The sequence below is a fragment of the Paraglaciecola sp. T6c genome (genome assembly GCF_000014225.1).
In the GTDB taxonomy this organism is placed as follows: domain Bacteria; phylum Pseudomonadota; class Gammaproteobacteria; order Enterobacterales; family Alteromonadaceae; genus Paraglaciecola; species Paraglaciecola atlantica_A.
The window spans coordinates 3,473,784-3,498,229 of sequence record NC_008228.1; the positions used below are offsets into that span (position 1 = coordinate 3,473,784).

22 protein-coding genes and 1 other annotated feature are annotated in these 24,446 nt (G+C 45.9%); of the genes, 11 read left to right on the forward strand and 11 right to left on the reverse strand.

Going from position 1 to position 24,446, the window contains the following annotated elements; genetic code table 11:
• Position 1: 1 nt before the first annotated feature.
• The 3 genes from dctP (at position 2) to PATL_RS14640 (ending at position 4,472) form a co-directional block, all read left to right on the forward strand.
• Positions 2-1,042: a TRAP transporter substrate-binding protein DctP gene (gene dctP / locus PATL_RS14630; protein WP_011575629.1), complete on the forward strand. Its 1,041-nt coding sequence runs from the start codon at positions 2-4 to the stop codon at positions 1,040-1,042.
• A 385-nt stretch (positions 1,043-1,427) separates the two neighbouring features.
• Positions 1,428-3,824, forward strand: a complete 2,397-nt coding sequence (locus PATL_RS14635) for a TonB-dependent receptor (RefSeq protein ID WP_011575630.1) — start codon at positions 1,428-1,430, stop codon at positions 3,822-3,824.
• Positions 3,825-4,130: 306 nt separating this feature from the next.
• Complete coding sequence (locus PATL_RS14640; RefSeq protein WP_011575631.1) at positions 4,131-4,472, forward strand: hypothetical protein; 342 nt, start codon at positions 4,131-4,133, stop codon at positions 4,470-4,472.
• Between the two features lie 131 nt (positions 4,473-4,603).
• Here the strand turns inward: PATL_RS14640 and PATL_RS14645 are convergent, their stop codons facing one another.
• Positions 4,604-5,302, reverse strand: coding sequence for a cation diffusion facilitator family transporter (locus PATL_RS14645; RefSeq protein ID WP_011575632.1), 699 nt, complete (start codon positions 5,300-5,302; stop codon positions 4,604-4,606).
• 66 nt (positions 5,303-5,368) lie between these two features.
• Here PATL_RS14645 and PATL_RS14650 point away from each other — a divergent pair, with 66 nt between their 5' ends.
• Entirely contained in the window at positions 5,369-5,758 is a 390-nt protein-coding gene (locus PATL_RS14650) for a Cd(II)/Pb(II)-responsive transcriptional regulator (RefSeq protein WP_011575633.1), read from the forward strand.
• 107 nt (positions 5,759-5,865) lie between these two features.
• Here PATL_RS14650 and PATL_RS14655 read toward each other — a convergent pair whose 3' ends face one another.
• Genes PATL_RS14655 through PATL_RS14665 form a run of 3 tightly spaced genes read right to left on the reverse strand, consistent with a single transcriptional unit; the run spans position 5,866 to position 11,065 of the window.
• Complete coding sequence (locus tag PATL_RS14655; RefSeq protein ID WP_011575634.1) at positions 5,866-8,940, reverse strand: efflux RND transporter permease subunit; 3,075 nt, start codon at positions 8,938-8,940, stop codon at positions 5,866-5,868.
• Entirely contained in the window at positions 8,937-9,992 is a 1,056-nt protein-coding gene (locus PATL_RS14660; RefSeq protein ID WP_011575635.1) for an efflux RND transporter periplasmic adaptor subunit, read from the reverse strand. The genes PATL_RS14655 and PATL_RS14660 overlap by 4 nt, the downstream gene beginning before the upstream one ends.
• Complete coding sequence (locus PATL_RS14665) at positions 9,992-11,065, reverse strand: efflux RND transporter periplasmic adaptor subunit (protein ID WP_011575636.1); 1,074 nt, start codon at positions 11,063-11,065, stop codon at positions 9,992-9,994. The genes PATL_RS14660 and PATL_RS14665 overlap by 1 nt, the downstream gene beginning before the upstream one ends.
• Before the next feature lie 171 nt (positions 11,066-11,236).
• On the opposite strand from PATL_RS14665, the gene PATL_RS14670 reads away from it, so the two are divergent.
• Positions 11,237-11,956: a TetR/AcrR family transcriptional regulator gene (locus tag PATL_RS14670; protein WP_011575637.1), complete on the forward strand. Its 720-nt coding sequence runs from the start codon at positions 11,237-11,239 to the stop codon at positions 11,954-11,956.
• 78 nt (positions 11,957-12,034) lie between these two features.
• Here the strand turns inward: PATL_RS14670 and PATL_RS14675 are convergent, their stop codons facing one another.
• The 7 genes from PATL_RS14675 to PATL_RS14705 all read right to left on the reverse strand — a co-directional run bounded on the left by PATL_RS14675 (position 12,035) and on the right by PATL_RS14705 (position 17,941).
• A complete protein-coding gene (locus PATL_RS14675) occupies positions 12,035-12,430 on the reverse strand; it encodes a hypothetical protein (protein ID WP_011575638.1) in 396 nt (131 codons plus the stop codon).
• A gap of 2 nt (positions 12,431-12,432) precedes the next feature.
• Positions 12,433-13,806, reverse strand: coding sequence for a sulfite oxidase (locus PATL_RS14680; protein ID WP_011575639.1), 1,374 nt, complete (start codon positions 13,804-13,806; stop codon positions 12,433-12,435).
• A gap of 22 nt (positions 13,807-13,828) precedes the next feature.
• A complete protein-coding gene (locus PATL_RS14685; RefSeq protein ID WP_041713915.1) occupies positions 13,829-14,809 on the reverse strand; it encodes a YeiH family protein in 981 nt (326 codons plus the stop codon).
• An 81-nt stretch (positions 14,810-14,890) separates the two neighbouring features.
• A complete protein-coding gene (locus PATL_RS14690) occupies positions 14,891-15,880 on the reverse strand; it encodes a TauD/TfdA family dioxygenase (protein WP_011575641.1) in 990 nt (329 codons plus the stop codon).
• A gap of 9 nt (positions 15,881-15,889) precedes the next feature.
• The gene (locus PATL_RS14695; protein ID WP_011575642.1) at positions 15,890-16,855 is read right to left on the reverse strand and encodes an aldo/keto reductase; all 966 of its coding nucleotides are present in this window, start codon (positions 16,853-16,855) and stop codon (positions 15,890-15,892) included.
• A 285-nt stretch (positions 16,856-17,140) separates the two neighbouring features.
• Entirely contained in the window at positions 17,141-17,593 is a 453-nt protein-coding gene (locus PATL_RS14700) for a hypothetical protein (protein WP_011575643.1), read from the reverse strand.
• A 3-nt stretch (positions 17,594-17,596) separates the two neighbouring features.
• On the reverse strand, positions 17,597-17,941 hold the full coding sequence (locus tag PATL_RS14705; RefSeq protein WP_011575644.1) for a hypothetical protein: 345 nt from the start codon (positions 17,939-17,941) through the stop codon (positions 17,597-17,599).
• 437 nt (positions 17,942-18,378) lie between these two features.
• Positions 18,379-18,492: a sequence feature (His leader region), on the forward strand.
• Positions 18,493-18,572: 80 nt separating this feature from the next.
• Here PATL_RS14705 and hisG point away from each other — a divergent pair.
• The 6 genes from hisG (at position 18,573) to hisA (ending at position 24,427) form a co-directional block, all read left to right on the forward strand.
• Positions 18,573-19,472: an ATP phosphoribosyltransferase gene (gene hisG, locus PATL_RS14710; RefSeq protein ID WP_011575645.1), complete on the forward strand. Its 900-nt coding sequence runs from the start codon at positions 18,573-18,575 to the stop codon at positions 19,470-19,472.
• 80 nt (positions 19,473-19,552) lie between these two features.
• A complete protein-coding gene (gene hisD / locus PATL_RS14715; protein WP_011575646.1) occupies positions 19,553-20,869 on the forward strand; it encodes a histidinol dehydrogenase in 1,317 nt (438 codons plus the stop codon).
• Positions 20,862-21,977 (forward strand): histidinol-phosphate transaminase, encoded by a 1,116-nt coding sequence (gene hisC / locus PATL_RS14720; RefSeq protein WP_011575647.1) that lies wholly within the window; start codon positions 20,862-20,864, stop codon positions 21,975-21,977. Before hisD ends, hisC begins: the two co-directional genes overlap by 8 nt.
• Position 21,978: 1 nt before the next feature.
• On the forward strand, positions 21,979-23,055 hold the full coding sequence (gene hisB / locus PATL_RS14725) for a bifunctional histidinol-phosphatase/imidazoleglycerol-phosphate dehydratase HisB (RefSeq protein WP_011575648.1): 1,077 nt from the start codon (positions 21,979-21,981) through the stop codon (positions 23,053-23,055).
• Positions 23,055-23,684, forward strand: a complete 630-nt coding sequence (hisH, locus tag PATL_RS14730) for an imidazole glycerol phosphate synthase subunit HisH (protein ID WP_011575649.1) — start codon at positions 23,055-23,057, stop codon at positions 23,682-23,684. The genes hisB and hisH overlap by 1 nt, the downstream gene beginning before the upstream one ends.
• An 8-nt stretch (positions 23,685-23,692) precedes the next feature.
• Positions 23,693-24,427 carry a 1-(5-phosphoribosyl)-5-[(5-phosphoribosylamino)methylideneamino]imidazole-4-carboxamide isomerase gene (hisA, locus tag PATL_RS14735; RefSeq protein ID WP_011575650.1) on the forward strand — a complete coding sequence of 245 codons (735 nt, stop codon included), beginning with the start codon at positions 23,693-23,695 and terminating at the stop codon, positions 24,425-24,427.
• The last annotated feature ends 19 nt before the right edge of the window (positions 24,428-24,446 follow it).

Here is a 24,446-nt window from a genome sequence, read left to right on the forward strand (position 1 = left end):
TATGAATATAAAACGCATTGTGCTTCTTACTGTTTATGCCCTCATTGCTGTGGCCAGTATGGTGGGTATTATTAACGCCAATTCTGATCGCGCTGAATTTATCATCAAGGCGTCTATTCAAGCATCGACTCAAGATGAAGATTATGTGGGCTTACTGGCGTTTAAAGAATACGTAGAGCAAGCAAGTGAAGGCCGAGTTCAAGTTCAGCTTTATTCCTCGGGCCAGTTTTGTGGCGGCGTGCCTGAGTGTATTGGTAACTTACAAAAAGGCGTGCTCGAAATGTTTCCTACCACGGCAGGCGGCACAGGAAATTTTTTCGCGCCTGCTCAAGTTCTCGATTTGCCTTATGTTTTTGATAACGACAAGCAAGCCCAGTGCGTACTCGACGGGCCTATTTTAAGCAAAATGCGCAGCACCGTTTTAGACCGAAACCTGCAAATTCGCCTAATGGGTGTGACCAACACTGGCGGCTGGCGTAATTTCGCTACCACCAGCAAAGCCATTCATCATCCAAGAGATTTAATCGGACAAAAAATACGCACTACGCCGGCTAAAATACAGCAAGAGCTTGTGCGGCAATTGGGCGCAAACCCGACGCCGGTTTCATGGGCTGAGCTCTACACTGCACTGGCAACAGGCGTGGTAGAGGGCAGTAAAAACGGTATTCAAGATATTATTGGGGCTAAATTAGAAGAGCATTTGAAATACATAGTGCTGGATGGGCATTCGTATATGGCGGCGTTATGGTGGTTCTCTGAGCCCGTTTGGCAATCATTACCTAAAGATATTCAAGGCATTATAGAACAAGGTTTTGTACGCCAGCAAAAAGCAGCAAATGATTTGGTATTTAATCAAGAAGCCAACTCATACACGTTGTTTGAAAAAGCAGGTGGTACGGTTTATCGCCCGTCTCCAAGCGAAAAACAAGCTTTCAAAGATGCTTCAAAAAATATGCGTCAGTGGTTTAAAGATAATTACGGCGATGATTGGCTCACGTTGCTGGAAACCTCTGTGGCGCAATGTGCTACAAACGCTAGCTAACCTGTTACTAAAATGTATCAATTGTATTTATAGCCACTATAAGTAAGGCGCAAAAACCTTTCTGACAACACTTATATAGCCCATTTTTATTGGGCTACAAGCTTATTCTTCAAACCCCCTCAATCAACAAAATAGATTTAACAAAAAGATTGCAATTAGTTAACTTTATGGTTAAATTTTGTCTATCTTTTGTCTTATATAAGACATCTAATGTTTGACACAAGATGCCCTATGCGTCAGCACAATGAGCATTTCATGCTGTTGATGAAATGAAATATTAAATGAAGAACGGTAAGCCAACTACGAACACACTGACATTCTGCAACCTGGACACGTTGCAAATGAACATTGGACTTGCCCCTAAAACAATATCGTGGAGAACACCATGTTACTAAGACCTAGCACACTACACTCAGGTATCACGCGCGCACTCGCTATCGGTACGTGCATGACAATCGGCTTCGCCGCCAACGCACAAGAAGCTGTGCCGGCAGAAGATAAAGGCCTAATGGAAAAGATCACTGTTACGTCGCAAAAACGCGTAGAAAACCTCAACGAAGTGCCTGTTGCTGTATCAGTGTTACGTGAAGATCAAATTAACTCGGCGTTCTCTGCAAACATTGAAGGCTTACAAGCTTTGGTGCCTTCAGTTAGCTTTCGTAAAGGTAACACCAACCGTAACTCGGCAATCACAGTACGTGGTATCGGTACTATTTCATTCAGTGTGGCGGCAGAGCCAAGTGTATCTACCGTGGTTGATGGTGTGGTGCTAGGCCGTTCTGGGCAGGCATTCGTTGATTTATATGACTTACAACGCATCGAAGTACTACGCGGCCCTCAAGGCACTTTATTTGGGAAAAATGCGTCAGCTGGTGTGGTTAACATTACCACCAAGCGCCCTTCTGATGAATTTGGCGGCACGGCCGAAGTGACTTTATTTCAGGACAACGAATACCGTTTGAAAACCAGTGTAACAGGTGCATTGAGCGATAACGTTAATGGTAGTTTGACGGTACTTAAATCACAGTTCGACGGCTACATCGACAATGTGTATAACAACGAAACAACCAACGGCTACGACAAGGAAGGTATCCGCGGTATGTTAGACATTACCGCCGCTAACGATACCGACATCCTATTCATTTTTGAAAACGTAAAATCAAACGACAATTGCTGTGCAGATTTAGAACTTGCACCAAGCAACCGTTATGTTTCCTCTGACGCGGCCCCTGACAGCACAGGCAATGGCGACCTCGATTTAGAGCAACGTAAAATTGACCATGACTTTGAAACTCGCACCATAGATGAAACCACTGGTTTCTCAGTGCAAGTAGATAAAATGATTGGCGATCACGAATTTACTTCAATCACAGCTCACCGTAGCTGGGATAACACCGAGTTTCGCGAAGGTGATTTCACCTCAACCACGGGCTCTATTCCTTTGCCTGTTAACTTTGGTAGCGTGCCGGACGGTGGCGTTGGATTTCAGCTTCACGATACGGGTGTACAAAACTGGAAACAAACCTCTCAAGAGTTTCGCATAGCCTCTCCTGTTGGCGGTGATTTTGACTATCAATTAGGTGCATTCTGGTGGACACAAAAATCTGAGCGTAACTTTACCCGTGACGCCAGCTGTCAAAATAACGGTGGTCAATTCCCAGCGGCTATTGGCACATACCTGACCGAAAGCCTTGGCGTAGCTGATCCTTCTGAAGCACAGATTAATCAATTTATCGCCGATGAAAATTTAAGCTGCAATGCTAACGACATCGTCAGTGCTACTGCCTTTATGCGCACCCAATTCGATAACTGGGCACTGTTCGCTGACGGTAAATATCACATTAATGACGACTTACGTTTATTGTTCGGTATTCGTTATACAGATGATGAGGTGAGTTACTCACACGACCGTCGCAGTAACGATGAATACAAGCGCACAGGTGTGGGCGTACGTAGCTTTGAAACCAACTATCAAGGTGAAACTGACGAAACGAATGTATCAGGTAAAATTGGTGTGCAGTACGACTTAACTGACAGCAGTATGGCATATTTCACTTTCTCGCAAGGTTATAAAGGCCCAGCGTTTAACGTGTTCTACAACATGGCCGATGCTGATGCACTGCCCATTGATAAAGAAACATCTGATGCTTTCGAGCTAGGTTATAAATACGCAAGCAACGATTTAATTTTCAACGCGGCTATTTTCAGAACTAACATCGATGGTTTCCAAGCGAATAACTCTGAATTACTTGATGGTGTCACCATTACCCGTTTAACAAACGCGGGCTCGGTGATTACTCAAGGTATCGAGTTTGATTTGATGTGGCAGGTAACAGACGACTTCACGCTAACCGGCGGCTTGTCTAAAGTTGATGCTGAAGTGGATGAGTTCAAATGCCCAGTGACTGATGCAAATTGTACTGGTCGCTCTGGTGCTGACTTACCTTTCTCACCTGACCTTAAGTACTCAGTGACAGGCGAATACTTATGGGAGCTTGATAACATGAACGTTATCCTCAACAGCTCATATGTATACACCGACGAAATGTACGCAGGTGCCCCAGGTGGCACCGCCACAGCAGTAGACTTGTTGCCAGATTACGGCATCTTAAACGCAAGCTTGGCGTTCTCGTTTGACGACGATGCATATCGCATCAGCTTAATCGGTAAAAACTTAACTGATAAGAGCTTTGTCACTACTTACAGTGGCGATAACTTCCGTTATCAAATTCCGCGTGATGCAGACCGTTATTTCGGTGTTCAATTACGTGCAAATTTCTAACCGTAAACGTCTAACCTTTCCCTGAGAGTTAGTGTGTGTTTAGGGCGCCTTAGTGGCGCCCTTTTTTATGTCCGCGATCAAGAAAAACGCACAAATTTAAAACAATCCTTTTATTCCATTTGCCACTGGGGTAAGTTTATTTATAATCGGTTTTTACTTATTATGTAGATGAGCCATTAGCCGATAAAATTCAAGTAGTTAGCTTTAAGCTGTGTTTTGCTCGCGGTTTAATCTGTGGGTGCATAACACGTAAATTGATATGGCGAGCCATATTGTTACTTTTTATTGATAATCTATTAGTTAATTATGAAATTTCACATTCAAAAGCATTTAGAATCTTACTTAGTAAAAGAACGCGTACCAACCGAATACCGAAAGTTAGCCTTAGGTTGTGAGTCACATCTTGAAGACTCTTGCACGTTAATCACTTTCCCCCACGATCGTAAAAACATGGTGAAAAGCAGTTTAGTACAAAAAGCACTGACCAAACTAGGTGAGCTTGAAGATCAAAGCTTGGTGGTGATAGGTGGTTGTTTTACCGCTGAATCAGTTGAGCTTCTTAATGAAGTGGATGCTGTTATATTGTCACTGTCTGAAGGTCATTGGACTGACTCGAGTCAGGGCCATATTCGCGCAAATCACGATTAATATATTCAGGCTTTTACCCTAAAAGCGAATGAAAGCGACGAACTTGCCGTCGCTTTTTTATTGCTGTTTTTTTGATACTGCATCTGTGAAGTTATTACTGCTGACTAGCGCTAGTCATTCTACGCTGCTTACTAGTGACAACAGGAAGACTTAGGCTTACTCGGCGCTTGGTCTTTAGTCTCTTGCTTGTTTACCATCTCATCAGATTTCAGCGAACAATGATGATCTTGCGGCGCTGCGGCTATTAAACCCCTCGCCTCAGCGACAATCTTCCATGAAGATTGAACAATCACTAAAGCAATGATGGTCCCTATGACTAAATCCGGGATTGACGAATCTAACCACACCACCAGCCCAGCAGACACAATCACACCCACATTGGCTATCATATCGTTGCGCGAGCATATCCAACTAGCACGCATGTTAATGTCACCCGTTCGGTAGCGAGAAAGTAACACGAAGCAAAATAAATTTACGGCTAAGGCTAACAGCGAAATCCACAACATGATATTGCTTTGTGGCGCACTGCCATATATCAAGCGCCTGATGACATCAAATAAAATCAAGCCAGCTAACACCAGCTGCAGGCTGCCGTTGAACAGTGCCGCTTTTGCTTTGTACTCAATGGCCTTACCTACAGCGTAAAGCCCCACCATGTAAACCATGGCATCCGCTAACATGTCTAACGAGTCTGCCATTAAGCCACTTGATTGCCCTACCCAACCGGCAATAAATTCTACGAAGAACATAGCACCATTGAGACCTAGCACAGTCCATAGCAACGTTCGTTGTTCTTTGTCTTGGGCGTTCACACCACAACATTCACTCATATGACTCCCATTGAATTGCGTATTAGTAAGCGTAGAATAAGGGTTCCAGTAACAGGAAGGTCAACCATGCAAATTAAACAATTAGCGCAAGTCACGAACGTCAGCGCCAAAACAATCCGCTATTATGAAGACATTGGGCTACTGCCCGAGGCAAAACGTGGGGAAAACGGCTACCGCTACTATCAGCAAACTGATGTGTCTTCACTGAATTTTATTCGTCGCTGCAAAGAGTTGCGCATGCCTCTGGCAGACATAAAAAGATTGGTGGCTGTGCAAAGTGATGGCAATGCCCCCTGCGCAGAGGTCGACGCATTGATTGCCCAGCAATTAGAGCAAATCCGCGTTGCCCAATATGAATTGCAACAACTGGAAAAAAACCTGCAAGCGTTAGCCGACAGCTGTCAACACGGCCAGATAAAGAACTGCGATATTTTAAATCACTTACATGCCAACTAGGGTGCGCCGTGCGCAGATAAAAAAGCCCTACAAATGCAGGGCCTAATGTACTTAGTAAGGCTGCTAAGTGACGTTATTAACGCCGAGAAAAAATTTTCCTCATGAATTTACGCGCTACCGGGTTGCACTTTATAAAATATAGAAAACAACACTGGCACCACAATAAGGGTTAATACCGTCGCAAAGCCCAGACCCGCCATAATAGTAATTGCCATAGAGCCAAAGAAAGGATCAAACATCAGTGGCACCATGCCTAAAATGGTCGTCATGGCGGCCATACTGACGGGTCGTACACGACTAAGTGCACTGTCGACCACCGCCTTATACGCATCCTTGCCTGTGGCAAGTTCTATGTTTATCTGGTCCATCAATACAATGCCATTTTTCAAAATCATCCCGCTCAGGCTAAGTAAGCCAAGCAAGGCAGTAAAGCTAAAGGGTAAACCTGTGGCCAGTAACCCCATAGACACGCCTATGATAGCCAAAGGCACGGTAAACCAAATGACCAGCGGTTTACGCACTGAATTAAACAAAAAGACAGTAATGATAAACATCACCAATGCCCCCAAAGGTAAAGACGAAAACATCGCCGCTTGAGCATCATTGGTGGACTCGTACTCTCCTCCCCACGATAACTCATAGCCTTCAGGTAATGTTATTTCCTCAACCTTAGGGCGTAGACGGGCAAACAAAGACGCTGCGGTTTCATCCCCCAACACATCGTGATCAGCCATAACGGTTAAGGTACGCTTCCTATCTCGGCGTAAAATAAGCGGATCGATCCACTCCATTTTTACACCATCAATAATTTGCTCGATGGGTATGTATGTTTGCAAGGTAGGGCTCCAAATATTTAGATTCTCTAAAGATTCAAAATCCACCCTCTCTTCTTGCGGTAAGCGTGTGATCACAGGCAACATATGCGTACCATCACGAATAATACCTATGGTGTTACCACCAAATGCCATTTGCAAAGTACTTGATAAGTCTTGCTTAGAAATGCCCAACCGCCGTGCTTTTGATTCATTAAACTGAGGCACCAGCTCTTTGGTACGTTCGCGCCAGTCATGACGAATATTTCGCGCACCAGGATCGGCATTAAACTCATCCTCTATTTGTACGGCAAGCGAACGTAATATGTCTGGATCTGAGCCTGTGATCCTTGCTTCAATCTTCGACCCTGGAGTGGGACCAAATTCCATTACCCTTAGGCGAAAGGTGGGATGCGCAAAGTTTTTATTCAAGTCAGCTTCCAAACCATCTAGTAGTAAAAACATGTTTTCCCGGGTGTCAACGCGCACGGTCATTTGCGCAAACGCCGCGTAACTTTGCTCAGGCTGATAGGTCAACATAAAGCGCTGCATACCTTGGCCTACAGTGGAGGCAACAAAATCAACATGCTCCAAAGACCCCAAATACGCTTCTACCTCAGCGCTCTGTTTAATCGTTTGCTGAATATCAGTCCCTTGTGGCATCCACACATCAACATGAAACATAGGCGTGCTAGAAGCAGGAAAGAACGATTGCTTCACGTTGCCAAAACCAATCACAGCCACCACTAATAAAACGACCATAGATGCGACCGTGGCCCAACGAAAACGCAGGGCAAATCTCAGCATCGAGCCAAAAACAACAAACAATGCCCCTTTGTAAGCATCGTCTTCTTCGTCGTCATTCTGACTGCCATCAGTACTTTGTGGCTTTTCTTTAAGCAGTAGATTGGCTAAAAATGGCGTTAGGGTCAGCGCGGTTATCCAGCTTAAAAATAGCGAATAACACAATACCCAAAACAGCGATCCCATAAACTCACCGGTGGCATCTTTTGACAACCCAATGGGCGCAAATGCAGCTATAGCGATAACGGTAGCCCCAAGCAAAGGCCACTGTGTTTGCGTGACGATATCCTTTGAAGCTTGCAATCGGGTACGACCTTTTTTGAGCCCTACCAATATACCTTCAACAACGACAATGGCGTTATCCACCAGCATGCCCAGGGCAATAATCAATGCACCAAGAGAGATACGATGTAGCTCAATCTCGTTGTAGTTCATAAGCATGAACGTACCAAAAACCGTTAACAGCAACACGGTACCGATTATGATCCCGCTGCGCAGGCCCATGGCAAACAATAGGACGACAATCACAATACCTACCGCCTGTGCCAGACTTATCACAAAATCACTGACGGATTTATCAACCTCTATCGCTTGATTATAGAAATAATCTAGCTCCACTCCGGCCGGTTTAATACTTTGCAATGCTTCAAACTCTTGCTCGATATGTTTACCGATTTCAACCACATTTACCCCTGGGGAAAATGAAATTCCTAAGCTTATTGCTTGGCTACCATTGAACGTCACCACATTATTTGGGCGCTCGGCAATGCCCCGTGACACTTTCGCCACATCTTTCAAACGAATAAGGTTACCTGTGTCTCGGCCATGAATAATGAGGTTTTCAAGCTCTTCTACTGAACTTAATGTGCCACTAGGTCGGATGATAAGCGACTGACCATTGACCATGATTTGGCCAGATTGCTGCACGCTATTTTGCTGATTAAGTAAACCAGTGACCGTGCTCATGTCTAAGTTAAGTGACGCTAAACGCTCTAGGGACAATTCGACAAAAAGCTGCTCGGTTTGATCGCCAGAGATTGCCACCTTACCAACGCCTTGCACCAACTCTAATTCCCGTCGTAGTTGATCCGCGTAGCGCTTAAGTTCAACTGCGTCGTATCCGTCGCCGGTGATCATGATCATAATGCCGAACACGTCACCAAAATCATCAAGGATCTGCAAAGAGCTCACGCCTGTGGGAAGCGTTGGCTGAACATCGTTTATCTTACGACGCATTTCATCCCAAATTTGCGGCAGGCTTTCGGGTCCATATATGGACTTCATACTGACTTTGAGTTGAGACATACCAGCAGAAGAAATCGAGGTAATAGTATCGATATAGGGTAATTGGCGAATTTCACGCTCTAGTGGATAGGTCAGCTCCTCTTCGACTTCTTGCGGTGTCGCACCAGGGTAAGTCGCAATAATTAAGGCGTCTTTTAGCGTGAATGCAGGGTCTTCCAAACGGCCTAAGCCGTAGAAGGCTGACAAGCCGCCTAAGGTTAGAATTGTCAGAAACAGCCAGCTAATGACTTTGTGTTTAATCGAGTATTCGGCGATATTCACTTTACGGCTCCTGGGATCGTCATACCCTGTCTTAATTTTCTTAAATTCGAGTTGGCAATCACATCGCCCTCACGCACACCGCTGGTAACAATTACACCGTTGGATTTAACCTGACTAACCTCAACCGGGAATGCAGTTACTGCCCCGTCTTGAATTTTCCATACTTTGAATTGCCCACGCTCGCTAGCTGCGTCAAGCGCGGTCACTGGTAAGGCATAGCCATGTAGCATAGACATCTGCGCTTTGATCATGTCAACACTGACGCGCACGTTAGTACCGGGTAAAATTTTAGGGGTAACTTGAGGCATACGTAGCCAAAATTGATAGGTCTGAGATTCAGGGTTTAGCTCACTGGTGTGCTCAAGGTAATCGAGTGGGTAATTCCCTTCGTAGCCATTGAAATGCGCGACAGGCCGATAATTTGGTACGCTCAATAATGGTTTCAAGCGCGTCAATACGGTGTCAGACACTGAAATTTCAACGTATACATCTTTGCTCTGATAGATACTGACGACCGTTTCGCCCGCGGCTGTACGCTCAAAATCTTGTTTTGATACTTGCGAGATAATGCCATCTACCGGGGCTTTGATGCGGGTGTAGCCAAGTTGTACTTCGGCCAGTTTGGCATTCGCTAGTGCAAGTTTGTAGTTTGCCTTGAGCTCGTCGAGTTCCGAAGAAGATAGCATTTCCCTCTCTCTTAGCTCCTTACCCCGTGCTAATTGACGTGCAACTAAATCAAGTTTTGCTTGGGCGTCATTCAACGTTTCTTTGCGTTTACTGTCATCCAAAATCGCCAATACTTGACCTTTTTTGACCTCATCCCCTTCTTGTACCAATACATCTAGAATTTCGCCTTCTAGACGAAACGATAGCGGTGTGAGCTCAGGTGCAATAACCTGACCATTGAATGCACGAAATTGGGTTTCAATAGGTGCGGGTACAGTAATGGTATCTAAAATAAGAGGCGGTTTGCTGCGGTGCTCTATATTCGGCGAACACGCTTGCAGCATGATCGCGCCCATAAAAACCAAACTACATTTTGTACAATTCATCAAATTCCGTCCTCTTCTACCCACGGCTTAACAAGCTGACCCTCTTCAAGACCGTGAATGCCGGTTTCAACCACGAGATCACCTTGTTGCAACCCGCTATGAATAAAACCATTGTCATCTAATAGCACGGCTGTTTTCATCACACGTTTTTCATTTGGCTCGAATTTCCAAACGTGACCTTTGCCATCTTCTTTGCTGATCCACGCAGTTCTGGGCAAAGTGAATTGACGTTTATTTTCTGGGTTAGCCACATGTACTTGGCCACTCATGCCTGACAACAAGGTCACATCAGCAGGGCGGCGCACCGTCACGCGCGCAGTGTAAGAATTGGTATCAGTATTTGGCTGGGTGGAAATTTCTTTAAATTGAGCGGGTATTTGCTGTTCACGGGCTGAGTCCATCGTCACCCATACGCTCGATTGGCTAATCGCCTGCACGCCATAGTTTGAAACAAAACTGACGGGAACGGTAAAGACCACATCCATTACGGTGTTGTTTAGTACTTTCATCACTGGTTGATTAGCCGCCACCACCTGATGAGATTCGGCGTTAGTTAATGATACTGTGCCATCAAATGGCGCAATAATTTTAGTGTAGGTTAAGTCTGTCTTAGCTTGGGCGAGCTGAGCCTTAGCCACCTTGTAATTGGTTTCTGTTTGATCGAATACGTCTTTACTAATAAGGGTGTCTTTGATCAATGCTTTGGCTCTTAAATACTGTGTTTCAGCCAAATCAAACTCTGCCTGGCGAGTGTCCAAAGCGAGTTGGTAATCCGTTGGGTCTAACGCTGCCAGTAACTCGCCTTTTTTGACCTGCTTGCCCATGCGTGGCATGACCGATGCAATTTCACCGGCTACGTTGAATGACAACACCGCACGCTCTGTGGCATCCAGTTTACCGATAAAGCTGTCAACATGCTGACGGCTAAGGTCTGGCACCATGGTCAACTTTACTGGCTTAATAACACGGCTCACTTCTTGAGAGTTAACATTGTTGCACCCAGTTACGCCGACACTGACCAGCAAGATAACTCCTAGCGAGCCTAATACGCGACTGACATTTCTACTTAGCATTTCACTTTTCTCACCTTTATTGCCCAGTCGTATAGTAAAATACTATACAGTCGTGCAGTATATTTAATTTATTGCTAAAATCAATATTTATTGACCTACCGGTACATTAAAAATTTTAAACAGCGTAAATATCTGTTACAACACCGCCAGCAAAAGGGTGAAAGAGTAAAAATGAACGTAAAAAAGCAAGGGCGTAGAAGCGCCGAAGATGCAGAGCAAACCAAATCAGACATATTAGAAGCCGCGGCTGAATTGTTCTGTGAGCTCGGATTTGAGCGTGTTTCTTTGCGAAACATCAGTGATAAAGCCGGGGTGTCTCATAGTCTGATACGTCATCATTTCGGCAGCAAAGAAGAGATCTGGCACGCAATCAGTGACGAACTGCATGAATTTATTGTTCGGTATGTGGCTGTGGTCTACCAAAATATGTCTAAAACAGTCCCGGCTAACGTGCAGCTGTTCGAATTTGCTAAGCGTATGCTGGCATATATGTTGGTATTTAAACGTCCTGTTCAGTTAATGGCGGATGCCGTGCGCCAAGAAGATGCCCTGCTCGACTACTTCATTGGCAGTAGCGACGATATTGAAAGTTTTGTGGAAGGGCTGGTAAGCGCTCACAATACCGCTTTCCCTGAAGCACATATTCGCATGTGGGATTTAAAGTGGCAGATTGTAATGTATTCCCATGCCGCAGCATCCCTAACGCCGTTTCTAAAGGAAACTTGGTCTGACGAAACTGACGATCTCGACACCTGCTTACTGCGACACTTTATGTTGTTCGAACAGACCATGGCTGCAAGGTTAAAGATCGATAATGGCTATCGCAGCATCCCGAACAGTGTAAAAGAGTTGGTTTATGAATTACCTTGCTCGGTAACGCCAGCGGAATAGATTTTTATCGAGCTAACGTAGGTAAGGCATAAAAAAGCCTAGCAATGGCTAGGCTAACTCGATTGTACTTACACTAGGCTATTTCACCTTTTTCGGCATTAAGTGCTGTGGCAATGGCGCTCGTCGACCCATGGATCGCTCGCCATAGTTAGCACTCAAATAATCGAGTATTTTTTCCTCTTGGGGCAAAGGCCAAAGGTTTTGGGTTTTCTGCATCCAGCGAATAGTACTCAACCAGCGTTCGCGGCTCATGTGATTTTGCGTCACCAATTTGGGCGAATGACAAGCGGTACAATGGGCCCGCACCATTTCAAAGCCGGGCTTGATGATAAAACCTGAACTAGGGTCTATTTCGCCGTTCTTGCTGGCTGAAGGTGTTACATCAGTTGCGCTAGTTAATCCACTTACCAGCGCGCATACGGCTAACAACATCAGCCTTTTAAGCCCATTTAGTCTACTGTTTAAAGTGCTCACGGTTATACCACTTGCACAGCAACACGATGGCAGGCATTGTTTAAATAACCTTTCGGGTTCCAGCCCGGCAATATCATGGGTTGGCTTATTCCATCACTATCAGTGGCCCTAGCCCAGACCTCAAAATAGCCTTTAGCAGGAAAGTTCAGCTCACTTTGCCAGTGTTGCCATGCATTGCGATTCACCGGTTTTTCAATCTTGGCTTGTTGCCATGTTTGGCCAAAGTCGACAGAGATATGCACCTCGCTGACCACTTTATCCCCAGCCCATGCGTGCCCACGCACCGCAAAGGTTTGGGATTGCTTATGGCTTTCTCCTGATTTAGGAAAGGTAATAAGTGATTTAACAGGCATGGCATGAATAATACACATGTCCTCTGCGGCCACTTTGCTGCCAGGCGCAACCGGCTCACAGGGGACGCGATAAGCAGGTGCCGCCATTTTCGCGCCGTCATGCACTTGGTCACGGATCACAATACGCTCAAGCCATTTACCAGAGGTGGATGCTGGCCAGCCTCCTATGACTAAACGCAGTGGATGACCGTTCATAATTGGAATATCAGCATCGTTCATAGCCCAAGCAATCAGGTTTTCTTGTTCAAGGGCTTTATCGATAGGCACGCCACGAGATATTGCTTCTTTGCTCGGGTCGCCACTGATGTGCGTGTCTTTGCCGTAATAACCGATATATACCGCATCGTCTTTGATGCCAACGTCTTTGAGCACATCCGCTAAGCGTACGCCTGTCCATTTAGGGCAAGCTACCGCCCCTGTTGTCCACTGGTTACCCTTGGCACCTGGGTTGAACTCCGCGCGCCCGTTACCGCCACATTCTAATGTTATTTGATAACTATGATGCGTAAATTTCTGTTTTAGATCCTCGAGGCTATATTGTTTGCGTTGCTTGGCAGATTCACCTTCTATGGTGAGTACCCAATTGCTTACATCAATTTCACTGGGCGGAATACCATTGTTACGCACAAACATATTTTCGGCGCTGGTGATTTTATCATCCAGCATATGGGCAGGGGTTTCAGCATTAATTGGCCTGTCATTGAGCACCACCAGCCCCGCACTTTTACCTATGATTGTGGATGGGCTATTGGTTTGGGCGAACGCGCTGGATATCATGCCCGAGGGAAGTAAAGGCGCAAGTAAGGTTTGTGCGCCGGTAACGACGCCGAGTCCCAATAGAAACTTTCGTCTGGACAGACCGCTATGCGCATTGTTAATAGGCGTTGTTGCGTGCGCCTCAAAAGACGAAGCACCTGCAGAAACTGTATTTGAATCAGAGTTAGTATGGGAAACATTGGAAATTGCCGACGAATGTTCGACAGAGGAAAAAGCAGACTCAGGCTTGGTCTGTGTTGGTTTCATGACATCACCTCATTAAGAAAATTTAAAGATAAGGAAGGCATACCAATATCAAGCCAGCAATCCATGCCGTTTCTAGCATTAGCAATAAAATTGGTTTGAAACCTACCGTCAGTAATTGGCTTAAGTTGGACTTCATACCAATTGCTGCGATGGCGATGACTAATGCAAAACGTGAGATATCAGTAGATATTTTGGTCAATGCCTCAGGCAAGGCTACCATGCTGTTGATGCTCATTAAAATAACAAAACCGATTAAAAACAATGGAATACCAGGTGCTTTAGCATGAGTAGTTTTGTCTAAATTCATCCTCAAGACCAGTAAAATACACACAACGACCGGCATCAATAATGCCACACGTACCAGTTTCGTCAGTGTTGCTAACACGCCAGTTTGTTCTGACACTGAGTAACCTGCGCCCACGACTTGAGCGACATCATGAATAGTGCCGCCTAGAAAAATACTGGTGGCGGTTTCATCAAGCCCTAACATACCAGCGATAATCGGATAGACCACCATGGCCATAGTCGATAGTGCAGTCACACCAATAATCGTCAATAGCGTGTCGCGATCTTTGTCTTTGCTGTCAGGTAAGACTGCAGAAATAGCCATAGCCGCTGATGCACCGCAAATCCCTACTGCGCCGCCAGTGAGCACGCCAAAGCGTTTTTGCAAGCCGAATGCTTTTGCTAATATGATGCCAAGCAAAATTGTGCTCATAATAGCCACGACCAGTAACAAGCCGGTTTTCCAGCCTAAGGCAATTAAGTCACCAAAGGCGATACGCAGACCAAGTAGCGCAACACCAATACGCAAAATAGTACTGGCGGTAAATTCGATACCGGTTTTACATTGGGTGCCTTGATGCAAAAAAGACATGGCGATGCCTAACAATAAGGCAAATAACATGGCGGGCGCGCCGTAATGGTCGCTTAAAAATAGTGCGGCCATGCCCACAGTTGTCGCCACCATAATGCCAGGTAGCAATGTTTTGATTCTTTCCATATGTGTTTTTTCCATATGTGTTGCTACCTGAAATTAAGGCGGGCTGTGAAGATGTATTAACGAGGCGATGCGTTAGCGATATTAATTCATCGCCAAGGCAACAAGCACTTCACGCTTGCGCTCACCTGAGTACGAACGGCGTCCGTGCATACTCATGTAGTTATCAACTAACGCAACGTCACCGTCTTGCCAAGGCAGGTCAAAGGTGTAATCTTTGGCTAAATCCGTGGCTAATTGCAGTCCTTCTACTGGGATCGCACTGCCATCGCCAAAAGTAATGGCACTTGAAGGGTTTTCCCGTACGCCTTTCCAGCCCATAAATGCAGCAATAAGCTGGTTGTAAAAGACCTCTTTGCCGTTATCCAGTTTTACCACAGCAGGCAGTACTGGCGTGGTGGCACGCAAACCGCCATCTTCAGTCCACGTCCAGCTATAACCTAGCTCTTTAAGCTTGGCTTCCGCTTCCGCTTGGCTTTCAACACTTAGGGTGCTCTTCCAGCTGCGACCTTGGCCTGAATTAACGTCATTTTCACTTGGCATGTGCGTGGTGTACTTTAAGCCTTTGTTGATGAAGTCTGCAGCTAATACAGGTTGCTGCGCTTTTAGCGCCGCAAACAACAGATCAGAGCGGCAAATTGGCGTGGCTCCGCCTTCATCTGCAGCCGTTTTACAAAAGAAAAATACTTTGCTCGGTGAAATAGGCGTTTGAGCCATTTCGTGATGCAAGAAAATCTCTACATGCTTAGGCGCTTCATTAGCGGTGAATACCCGCTCAGTGAAGTTAATGCGCACAGCGTTAGACAACGACTCTTTGTAGGTGAAATTTGGGTACCCAAAGGCGTTAGAAAACTCGTCAAACGTTTCCGCTGAATCAAGAGGAAAACCTCTGAACAAAATAGCCCCTGACTCTTTTAGCTCAGCCTCAAGTGCTGCTTTGTTTTGCTCAATCCACGCTGCACAATCATCTAGAGACTTGACTGATCCCTCGTTTAACACAACACGTGGAAAAACCGAGTCACCGCTTTTTAGTTGATGCGGTACGTCAACATAATTAATCGCTGGTACTGACATGATTACACCCTAATCGTAGATTGGATAAAAAGTATTGAATGCTTCTTCACAGAAATGGCCGGGATCGTTAAAACGACGATTACTGTTAAGTGCGCTAATATCGTCCATTTCTTGCTGCGACAGCTCGAAGTCAAAAATGGCTAAGTTTTCCACTAAACGCTCAGGTTTAGAGGTTTTTGGAATGATCGCATTGCCACGCTGCACGCCCCAACGAAGCACTACCTGCGCTGCGGTTTTGCCTAAACGTTGTGCTGCTGCTTTGACCACACTTTGCTCTAGAACAGACTCAGCAGCCCCTGCCATATCAAGCTCAAGGTATGACAAAGCACCAAGAGGTGAGAACGCAGTCACTTGGATGTCGTATTGCTTCGCCAATTTCATCAGACGTTTTTGCGTCAAATATGGGTGCGATTCAACTTGCAACATAGCGGGCTTGATTTTAGCGTAAGCCATCAAATCATTGAGCAAACCTGTGTTGTAGTTACATACACCGATTTCCTTGGTTAAGCCCTTCTCAACCAATGACTCCATGGCGTGCCATGTTTCAAATAAAGGTACTGGCGCCAATTCCATCTTAGGATTAGCGGCACTAGGGTCTGTGATCCACTCAGGTGGGTAGCGATCATCAAAGGCGACAAACGGCTGAGCAATCGGAAAATGAATCAGATACAAGTCTAAATAGTCTAATTGCAAGTCTGACAAAGAACGTTCGATTGCTTGTTGCACATGCTCTTTTGCATGATACGTATTCCATAATTTTGACGTGATCCATAAGTCTTCACGGGTACAGATGCCTTCATCAATGGCGCGCTTAATCCCCTCGCCTACCTGTACTTCATTGCCGTAATCACAGGCGCTGTCTAAATGGCGATAACCTGCTTTAATGGCCTCATAAACGGCATCGGCACAGATATCTTGGGGGATTTTCCAAAGGCCGAATCCGACTTTGGGCATTTTGCTCTGACTGAGTGACATACATTCATTCCTAAGGTGAAAAGCTACGGGTAATAAATAGACGCTAATTAAGTCTAATATTATGTCTTATATAAGACATAAGTTAAGGCACTGCTTATGATTTGTCAAATAGTTGTGTACTAATTAACTCGCGCTAGTGGCGACAAGCAACTAAGACATTGAATTTACGTGAATATTTAAAATATTGAGCGGTAAACAAAATGTAAACGAAAGGTCAAAATTCGAAGAAAATGAATTGGATAATCCCTTTAAAAAGGCGAAATTATGCCTACAAGACTAGCGTTTCTATTGATTCAGCAGTTCTCGCAATTTGCGCTCTGCTGCTTGGGCGGGTGTTTCGCTCTGAGGGGATTGTAAGGGCGCTTGCGTGTGGTTTTGCGCAACATTGACCGCATCATCACGCTTTTGTTCATGATAGTCGCGGTGCTCACTGTCACACTCTTCATCATCAAACAGCGCTGCAAGTTGTGCTTTTGCCTGGCGTTGTTTGATGAGTTTTGTATCGTCAAAAGCGCGGCTAGACAACGCATAATATTCACAGAAGTTGGCCCGCTCTTTATCCACGATAAACTCGGCACGCTCTTCATTACAGCCTGTACGATTGTGGACATCATAATGCTGACACATTGTACAAGCATGAATATCACTATGACACTGGCTGCACTCTTCGCGACGAGACACAGGGGTAATAATATTGCTCAGATGCACGCCGCACTGCCAACATGTTGCCGTGACCATTTGTTATACCTCTATATCAATAAATTTAGGATCATCAGACTCTGTGTTTTTTGCAGCTTGCCCCTTAGGCGCCTGCTCAGGCGATTTCACCTCGCTTTTGGCGACGTGCTGGAGCTGTGCGTCACGCTGATGTTGTTCGTCATGCTGATCTTGGGCGTCACGCGTAGCATTGCGTCGCTGGCGTTTCTTTTCCCTAGGGTCGTCTTTGTCAGGCCGGTAAGCTTCATCCTCTTCATCTATCTGTTTGATAGCACCCTTTTTATCAATCTTTTTGACCTTGAGTTCGTCACGGGCAATGGGTGACTTCCCCTCACGAGGCAGAATAGAAAACAGCAAGTCGTTCAACATGGTTCTCTCCGTTTTAGCGTAGCTATCAAAAGCTAATAAAAGCAGCGATTGTTATCACTGTACCTGTCTTTACTGGTTACTAACCGAGCAGCTCATTAATTGCGTCAATCATCAACCGCACCAAGCATAACATTTAGAGCCTAACGGTGGCGCTTGGTTCCCGCCGGATTTGTATGTACATCGACTAGGTCAATAAATAACCACACAGATGTTAAACCCAGTTATTTAAATTATGCTTTTTAGCAGTAACTTATACCTGTTTTACGTGACAAAACCTGTTGCAATCCCCTTTGCAACAGTCTTACAACGCTCTTACAATACATTGATGTAAAAAGTTAGAAATTTACTATTGCATTAAGCAAGCCAATTAGCTAATGTTTGCGCCCTCAGTCGAAACACGGCCCAAGAATTACAATGTTTATCTCAATTACGCCAGCAAAACATCACCATCATATAGCATAACCTTTCAGGTTGGTGCTGGAAGGTCTATTGATTCCTTCCTGCGGCGTAACGATTAACTAGCCCTCGGAAGGAAACTTCCGGGGGTTTTTCATTTAAGGCATTGAAAAATATATAATTCGTGAGCATCGATAAGATGAATTAACGCAAATGATAATAGGACAAGCAACTTATGAGTGACAGCAACAGATTACGTATCGCAATTCAAAAATCAGGTCGCTTAAGCGACGACAGCATTGCGCTATTAAAAGCCATTGGCGTTAAACTGCAAATTCGTGACCGCTTGCTAATTGCTCACGCGACCAACTTACCTATCGATTTGCTACGTGTGCGTGATGACGACATCCCTGGTCTAGTCATGGACGGCGTAGTTGATTTGGGCTTTATCGGTGAAAACGAGCTAGAAGAAAAAATGCTTGAGCGTCAGGCATCAGGTAAAAAATTCGAATTCAAAACTCTGCGCCGCCTAGATTACGGTGGATGCCGCTTATCTATTGCGGTACCAAACGAGTTTAACTACCAAGGTGTTCAATCTCTTGAAGGGAAAAAAGTCGCGACCACTTACCCTTTCCTACTTGAGCGTTTCTTTAAAGAAAATAACGTGAATGCGTCTGCAGTTATGTTGACAGGCTCAGTTGAAGTGGCTCCGCGAGCAGGCGTAGCCGATGCAATCTGTGACTTGGTATCAACCGGCGCAACCCTTGAAGCAAACGGATTGCAAGAAGAGGAAGAAATCTTCCAATCCAAAGCGGTACTTATACAACGTGGTGGTGAATTACCAGAAGCCAAAGCACAACTTGTGAGCCGCTTCTTGCCGCGTATCGATGGCGTTATGCAGGCCAAAGAAAGCAAATACATCATGTTGCACGCACCTAAAACCTACTTAGAGCAAGTGAAAAGCTTGTTGCCAGGCTCTGGTAGCCCCACAGTGTTGCCATTAGCAGGCAGTGAAGACACCGTGGCTGTACATGTGGTGAGCTCGGAAACCCTTTTCTGGGAAACCATGGAAAAGCTTAAAGCCCTAGGCTGTAGCTCTATATTGGTGATGCCAATCGAAAAAATGATGGGCTAGTGGTTCCGTTACCCATTGTGTAATTGCGCAAGTTAGCGAGCAGTACGAATACCTTTTATTGGTCAGTGAGACGAACGAAAATGCAAACATGGTCGGGCCTAAACGAAGGCCAACAACAGGCATTGTTAAGCCGCCCAGCAATGGCGGACAACAAGGCGCTCAGCAGTGCAGTGGCTGACATTATTCAGCAGGTTGCCGACAACGGCGATAACGCACTACGTGAATTAACCCGTCGCTTTGATGGCGTTGAACTGGGCGAGCTAAGTTTGCCAACGGGTGAACTGACTCGCGCCAAGCATGACATTAGCCATGACGTTAAAACCGCCATTGATACGGCATATGCCAATATTCATGCCTTTCACAGTGCTCAAAAGCCAAGTGATGTAAAAGTGGAAACGGCGCCGGGTGTGGTGTGTGAATTAAAACATGCCCCGCTAGATTCTGTTGGTTTGTATATTCCTGGCGGCAGTGCGCCGCTTATCTCTACTGTGCTGATGTTAGGTGCGACCGCACAAGTCGCTGGCTGCCCACGCAAGGTCTTGTGTACGCCGCCTAATAAGCAAGGTGAGGTGCCAGCTGAAATACGTTACGCCGCCAGCTTATGTGATATCAATGAAGTGTATTTAGTGGGCGGAGCGCAAGCGATTGCCGCCCTTGCTTTAGGCACTAAGACCATTACCAAAGTGGACAAAATCTTTGGCCCAGGCAACAGTTTTGTGACCGAAGCCAAGCAGCAAGTCAGTCGTATCCCTGCAGGCCCTGCGATTGATATGCCAGCAGGCCCATCAGAAGTGTTGGTGATTGCCGATGGCAAGGCGAATCCTGTGTTCGTCGCGTCTGATTTACTGTCTCAAGCGGAACACGGCGCTGACTCGCAGGCGATTTTGGTCAGTGACTCAAAAGACGTGATCAGCGCCACACAGCGAGAAGTTGAACGTCAACTCGCCACCCTTAGCCGCCAAGACATTGCCCGCAAAGCCATGGCTCACAGCCGCTATATTTTCACTGATACATTGGACAGCGCCATTGATGTTAGCAACCAATACGCACCTGAGCATTTGATTGTGCAAGTTGAAAACGCGCGCGCCTGTTTGCCTAAGCTAAAAAATGCAGGCTCGATTTTCGTTGGCCAATGGTCGCCGGAATCAGCTGGTGATTACGCCAGTGGCACCAATCACGTGCTACCCACCTATGGCTATGCACGTAATTATTCAAGCTTAGGCTTAGCTGACTTTATTCGCCGTTACACGGTACAAGAGCTAAGCGCCAGTGGCCTGCAAAACATTGGCAGTGCCATCATGGATTTAGCCCAAGCTGAAGGCTTAGATGCCCACAAGCAAGCTGTTGCCTTACGTTTAGAGACCCTGGCAAATCAACAGGAGCAAGATAATGGCTGAGCCCGTGAATAATCTTATCGACTTGCTGTTAAACGACAACATTAAAGGATTAAAACCATATGAGTCAGCGCGGCGCTTGTTCTCAGGTGCAGGTAACAAACAGCAAGTCTGGCTAAACGCGAACGAATCGCCGTTCGCCAATGATTTTACTATCGATGCCGAGCGTTTTAATCGCTACCCTGATTGCCAGCCCCCAGCGGTTATTGATGCCTACGCCGCCTACGCCGGTGTTCAGCCCGAGCAGTTACTGGTTAGCCGAGGTGCGGACGAAGGCATTGAATTACTCATTCGCGCTTTTTGTACACCAGGCAAAGACAGCGTGCTTATTTGCCCGCCGACCTACGGCATGTATGCCATCAGTGCAGAAACCTGTGATGTGGGTATTGAACGCGCTGGGTTAAATGATGACTTTTCATTAAACGTTGATGCCATCAAGGCCTTTAAAGGCAAAGTGAATCTGGTATTTATTTGCTCGCCAAATAACCCCACCGGCACCAGTGTTGACAAGAACCAGCTATTAGAGGTGGTTGAACACTTTGCCGACAGCGCCATCGTGGTCATTGATGAAGCCTATATCGAGTTTGATAAAGACAACAGTTGGGCAGCTGAGCTCACTCATTACCCGAACATTGCTATTTTACGCACTCTGTCCAAAGCCTTCGCTTTAGCCGGTTTGCGTTGCGGTTTCACGTTAGCCCAAGCGCCTGTTATACAAGCATTAATGAAGGTCATTGCGCCCTACCCGATTCCAGAGCCTGTGGCGCAAATTGCCGCTCAAGCGCTTAGTAGCGAGGGGCTGGTGACACTTGAACAACAAGTTGCCGTGATCAATCAAGAAAAAGCCCTGCTTAAAAGCGCGCTGGCTGAAATTGCAGACGTTGAGCTGGTCGGTGACGATAAAGCCAACTTTATTCTTTTTCGCACACCCCAAAAGTCTGCATTAATGAGTCACTTGGTTGCCAGCGGAATCTTAATACGTGACCAATCGAAACAAATTAACCTGGATAATTGCTTGCGCATCACCGTGGGCAGCCCAGAACAGAATAAACAATTGCTGAGCGAGATCAGTCGTTTTTTCACCCTTCAAACTTCTACGCAGGAGGCCTAACGTGAGCCTAAGTCAGCAAGCCATTTTATTCATCGACCGTGACGGTACCTTGGTTGAAGAGCCACCTATCGATAAGCAGTTGGACACCTTAGCAAAACTGGTTTTTGAACCTATGGTGATGCCGGTATTAACCCAATTGCAAAATGCAGGATTTCGCTTAGTCATGGTGTCAAACCAAGATGGTTTAGGCACGGATAGCTTCCCTCAAGTCGATTTCGACTTGCCGCACAATAAAATGATGGATATTTTCGCCAGCCAAGGGATTGTCTTTGATGACGTATTGATATGCCCGCATTTTCCTGAAGATAACTGTACTTGCCGCAAACCAAATTTAGGTTTGGTTAAAGACTATCTTCAACAAGGCAAAATTGATTTCACGCGCTCGTTTGTCATTGGGGATCGTGAGACCGACATCCAATTAGCCCAGAACATGGGCATTGTTGGTATTCGCTACGATCGTGACGCAAAAGACTGGCCTGCGATTGCCAAGCAATTATTGGCATCAAGCCGCATTGCTGAAGTGGTGCGTAAAACCTCAGAAACAGACATTCATGTTAAGGTCGATTTAGACTCACAGGCCAAATCGACAATAGAAACTGGCATTGGCTTTTTCGATCATATGCTTGATCAAATCGCCACTCACGGTGGCTTTGAGCTTAACCTACGGGTGGACGGCGATTTGCACATTGATGATCACCACAGTGTTGAAGACACCGCCCTAGCCCTTGGTGAAGCATTGAAAAAAGCCTTAGGTGATAAGCGTGGTATCGGTCGCTTTGGCTTTGCATTGCCGATGGATGAGTGTCGCGCCGAGTGTATTTTAGACATATCAAACCGCCCTCACCTCAAATTTGAAGCCGAGTTTAGCCGAGACACAGTGGGCGAAATGGCGACCGAAATGGTGCCGCATTTCTTCTATTCAATTGCACAAGCCATGGGCTTGTCGCTGCATTTGTCGACCTCTGAAGGCAATGCTCATCACCAAGTCGAGAGCTTATTTAAAGTGTTTGGCCGTGCACTACGCCAAGCGATTCAAAAAAACGGTGAAGCACTACCCAGCAGTAAAGGAACGTTATAGTGAGTACGTCAGCACCTTTAGTTAACAGCAAACAGAACATTGTTATTGTGAACACCGGTTGCGCAAATATTTCATCGGTAAAATTTGCCGTTGAACGCTTAGGGGTAAAAGTGGATGTGTCTGATGATGTTCAGGTCATTCAAAAAGCCGATAAAGTGTTTTTGCCCGGCGTAGGCAGTGCCAACGCCGCTATGGCCAGCATTGAGGTTAAACAACTAAAATCCTGTATTCAGGGCCTAACGCAACCGGTATTAGGCATTTGCCTAGGCATGCAACTCATGGTTGAACGCTCTGAAGAAAGCCTAGTGGATAGCACCCCATGTTTAGGTATGATCCCCGGTGAGGTAAAACGCATGCAGGTGGGTGATTTACGTTTACCGCATATGGGCTGGAACACCGTGAACCCTGTTGAGCAAAACACCTTATTCAAAGGCATCGATGCTGGCAGTTACTTTTACTTTGTACATAGCTTTGCCGTTGCTGTGAGTGAATATACCCTCGCGCAAACCGACTATGGCATGCCGTTTTCAGCTGCGCTGCACAAAGACAATTTTTTCGGGGTGCAATTTCACCCTGAACGTTCTAGTGATGCGGGCGCCGCCCTTCTTAAAAACTTTATCGAGTTATAAACCAAATTATGATTATACCCGCAATAGATTTGATTGAAGGCTCTGTGGTTCGTTTGTATCAAGGCGACTATGAGCAAAAAACCAAATACGAACTGGACCCCATTGACGTAGTCAATAACTATGCCGATCAAGGCGCTAAGTGGTTACACATAGTGGATTTAACTGGCGCGAAAGACACCAACAAACGCCAACTAAAACTGATTGGCGACATGGTGGCCACTGGCCGCATGCAATTTCAAGCAGGCGGCGGTATTCGTAGCGAACAAGACGTCGCGCAACTGTTAGCGCTAGGCGTTAAACGTGTCGTCATTGGTTCACTTGCGGTGAAAGAGCCTGAGCTGGTTAAAGGTTGGGTCACTAAGTATGGCAGTGAAGCTATCGTACTCGCCCTTGATATCAACATTGACGAGCAAGGTAATAAATTTATTGCTACCCATGGCTGGCAAGAAAACTCCGGCGTGTCATTAGAAGCGCTGTTAGAAGACTTTTTGTCTGTGGGGGCCAAGCACGTGCTATGTACTGACATCAGTCGTGATGGCACATTACAAGGTGCAAATCATCAATTGTATAGCGAAATGGCTGCGAAATTCCCGACCATTGAATGGCAAGCATCGGGCGGCATTGGCAATTTGGATGATATCGCCGTCCTTAAACCAACCCATGTTAGCGGGGTTATTCTTGGCCGTGCCTTGCTTGAAGGAAAATTCACCGTCGAGCAAGCGATAGAGTGTTGGCAAAGTTAATTTATCCCCTTTTTACGCG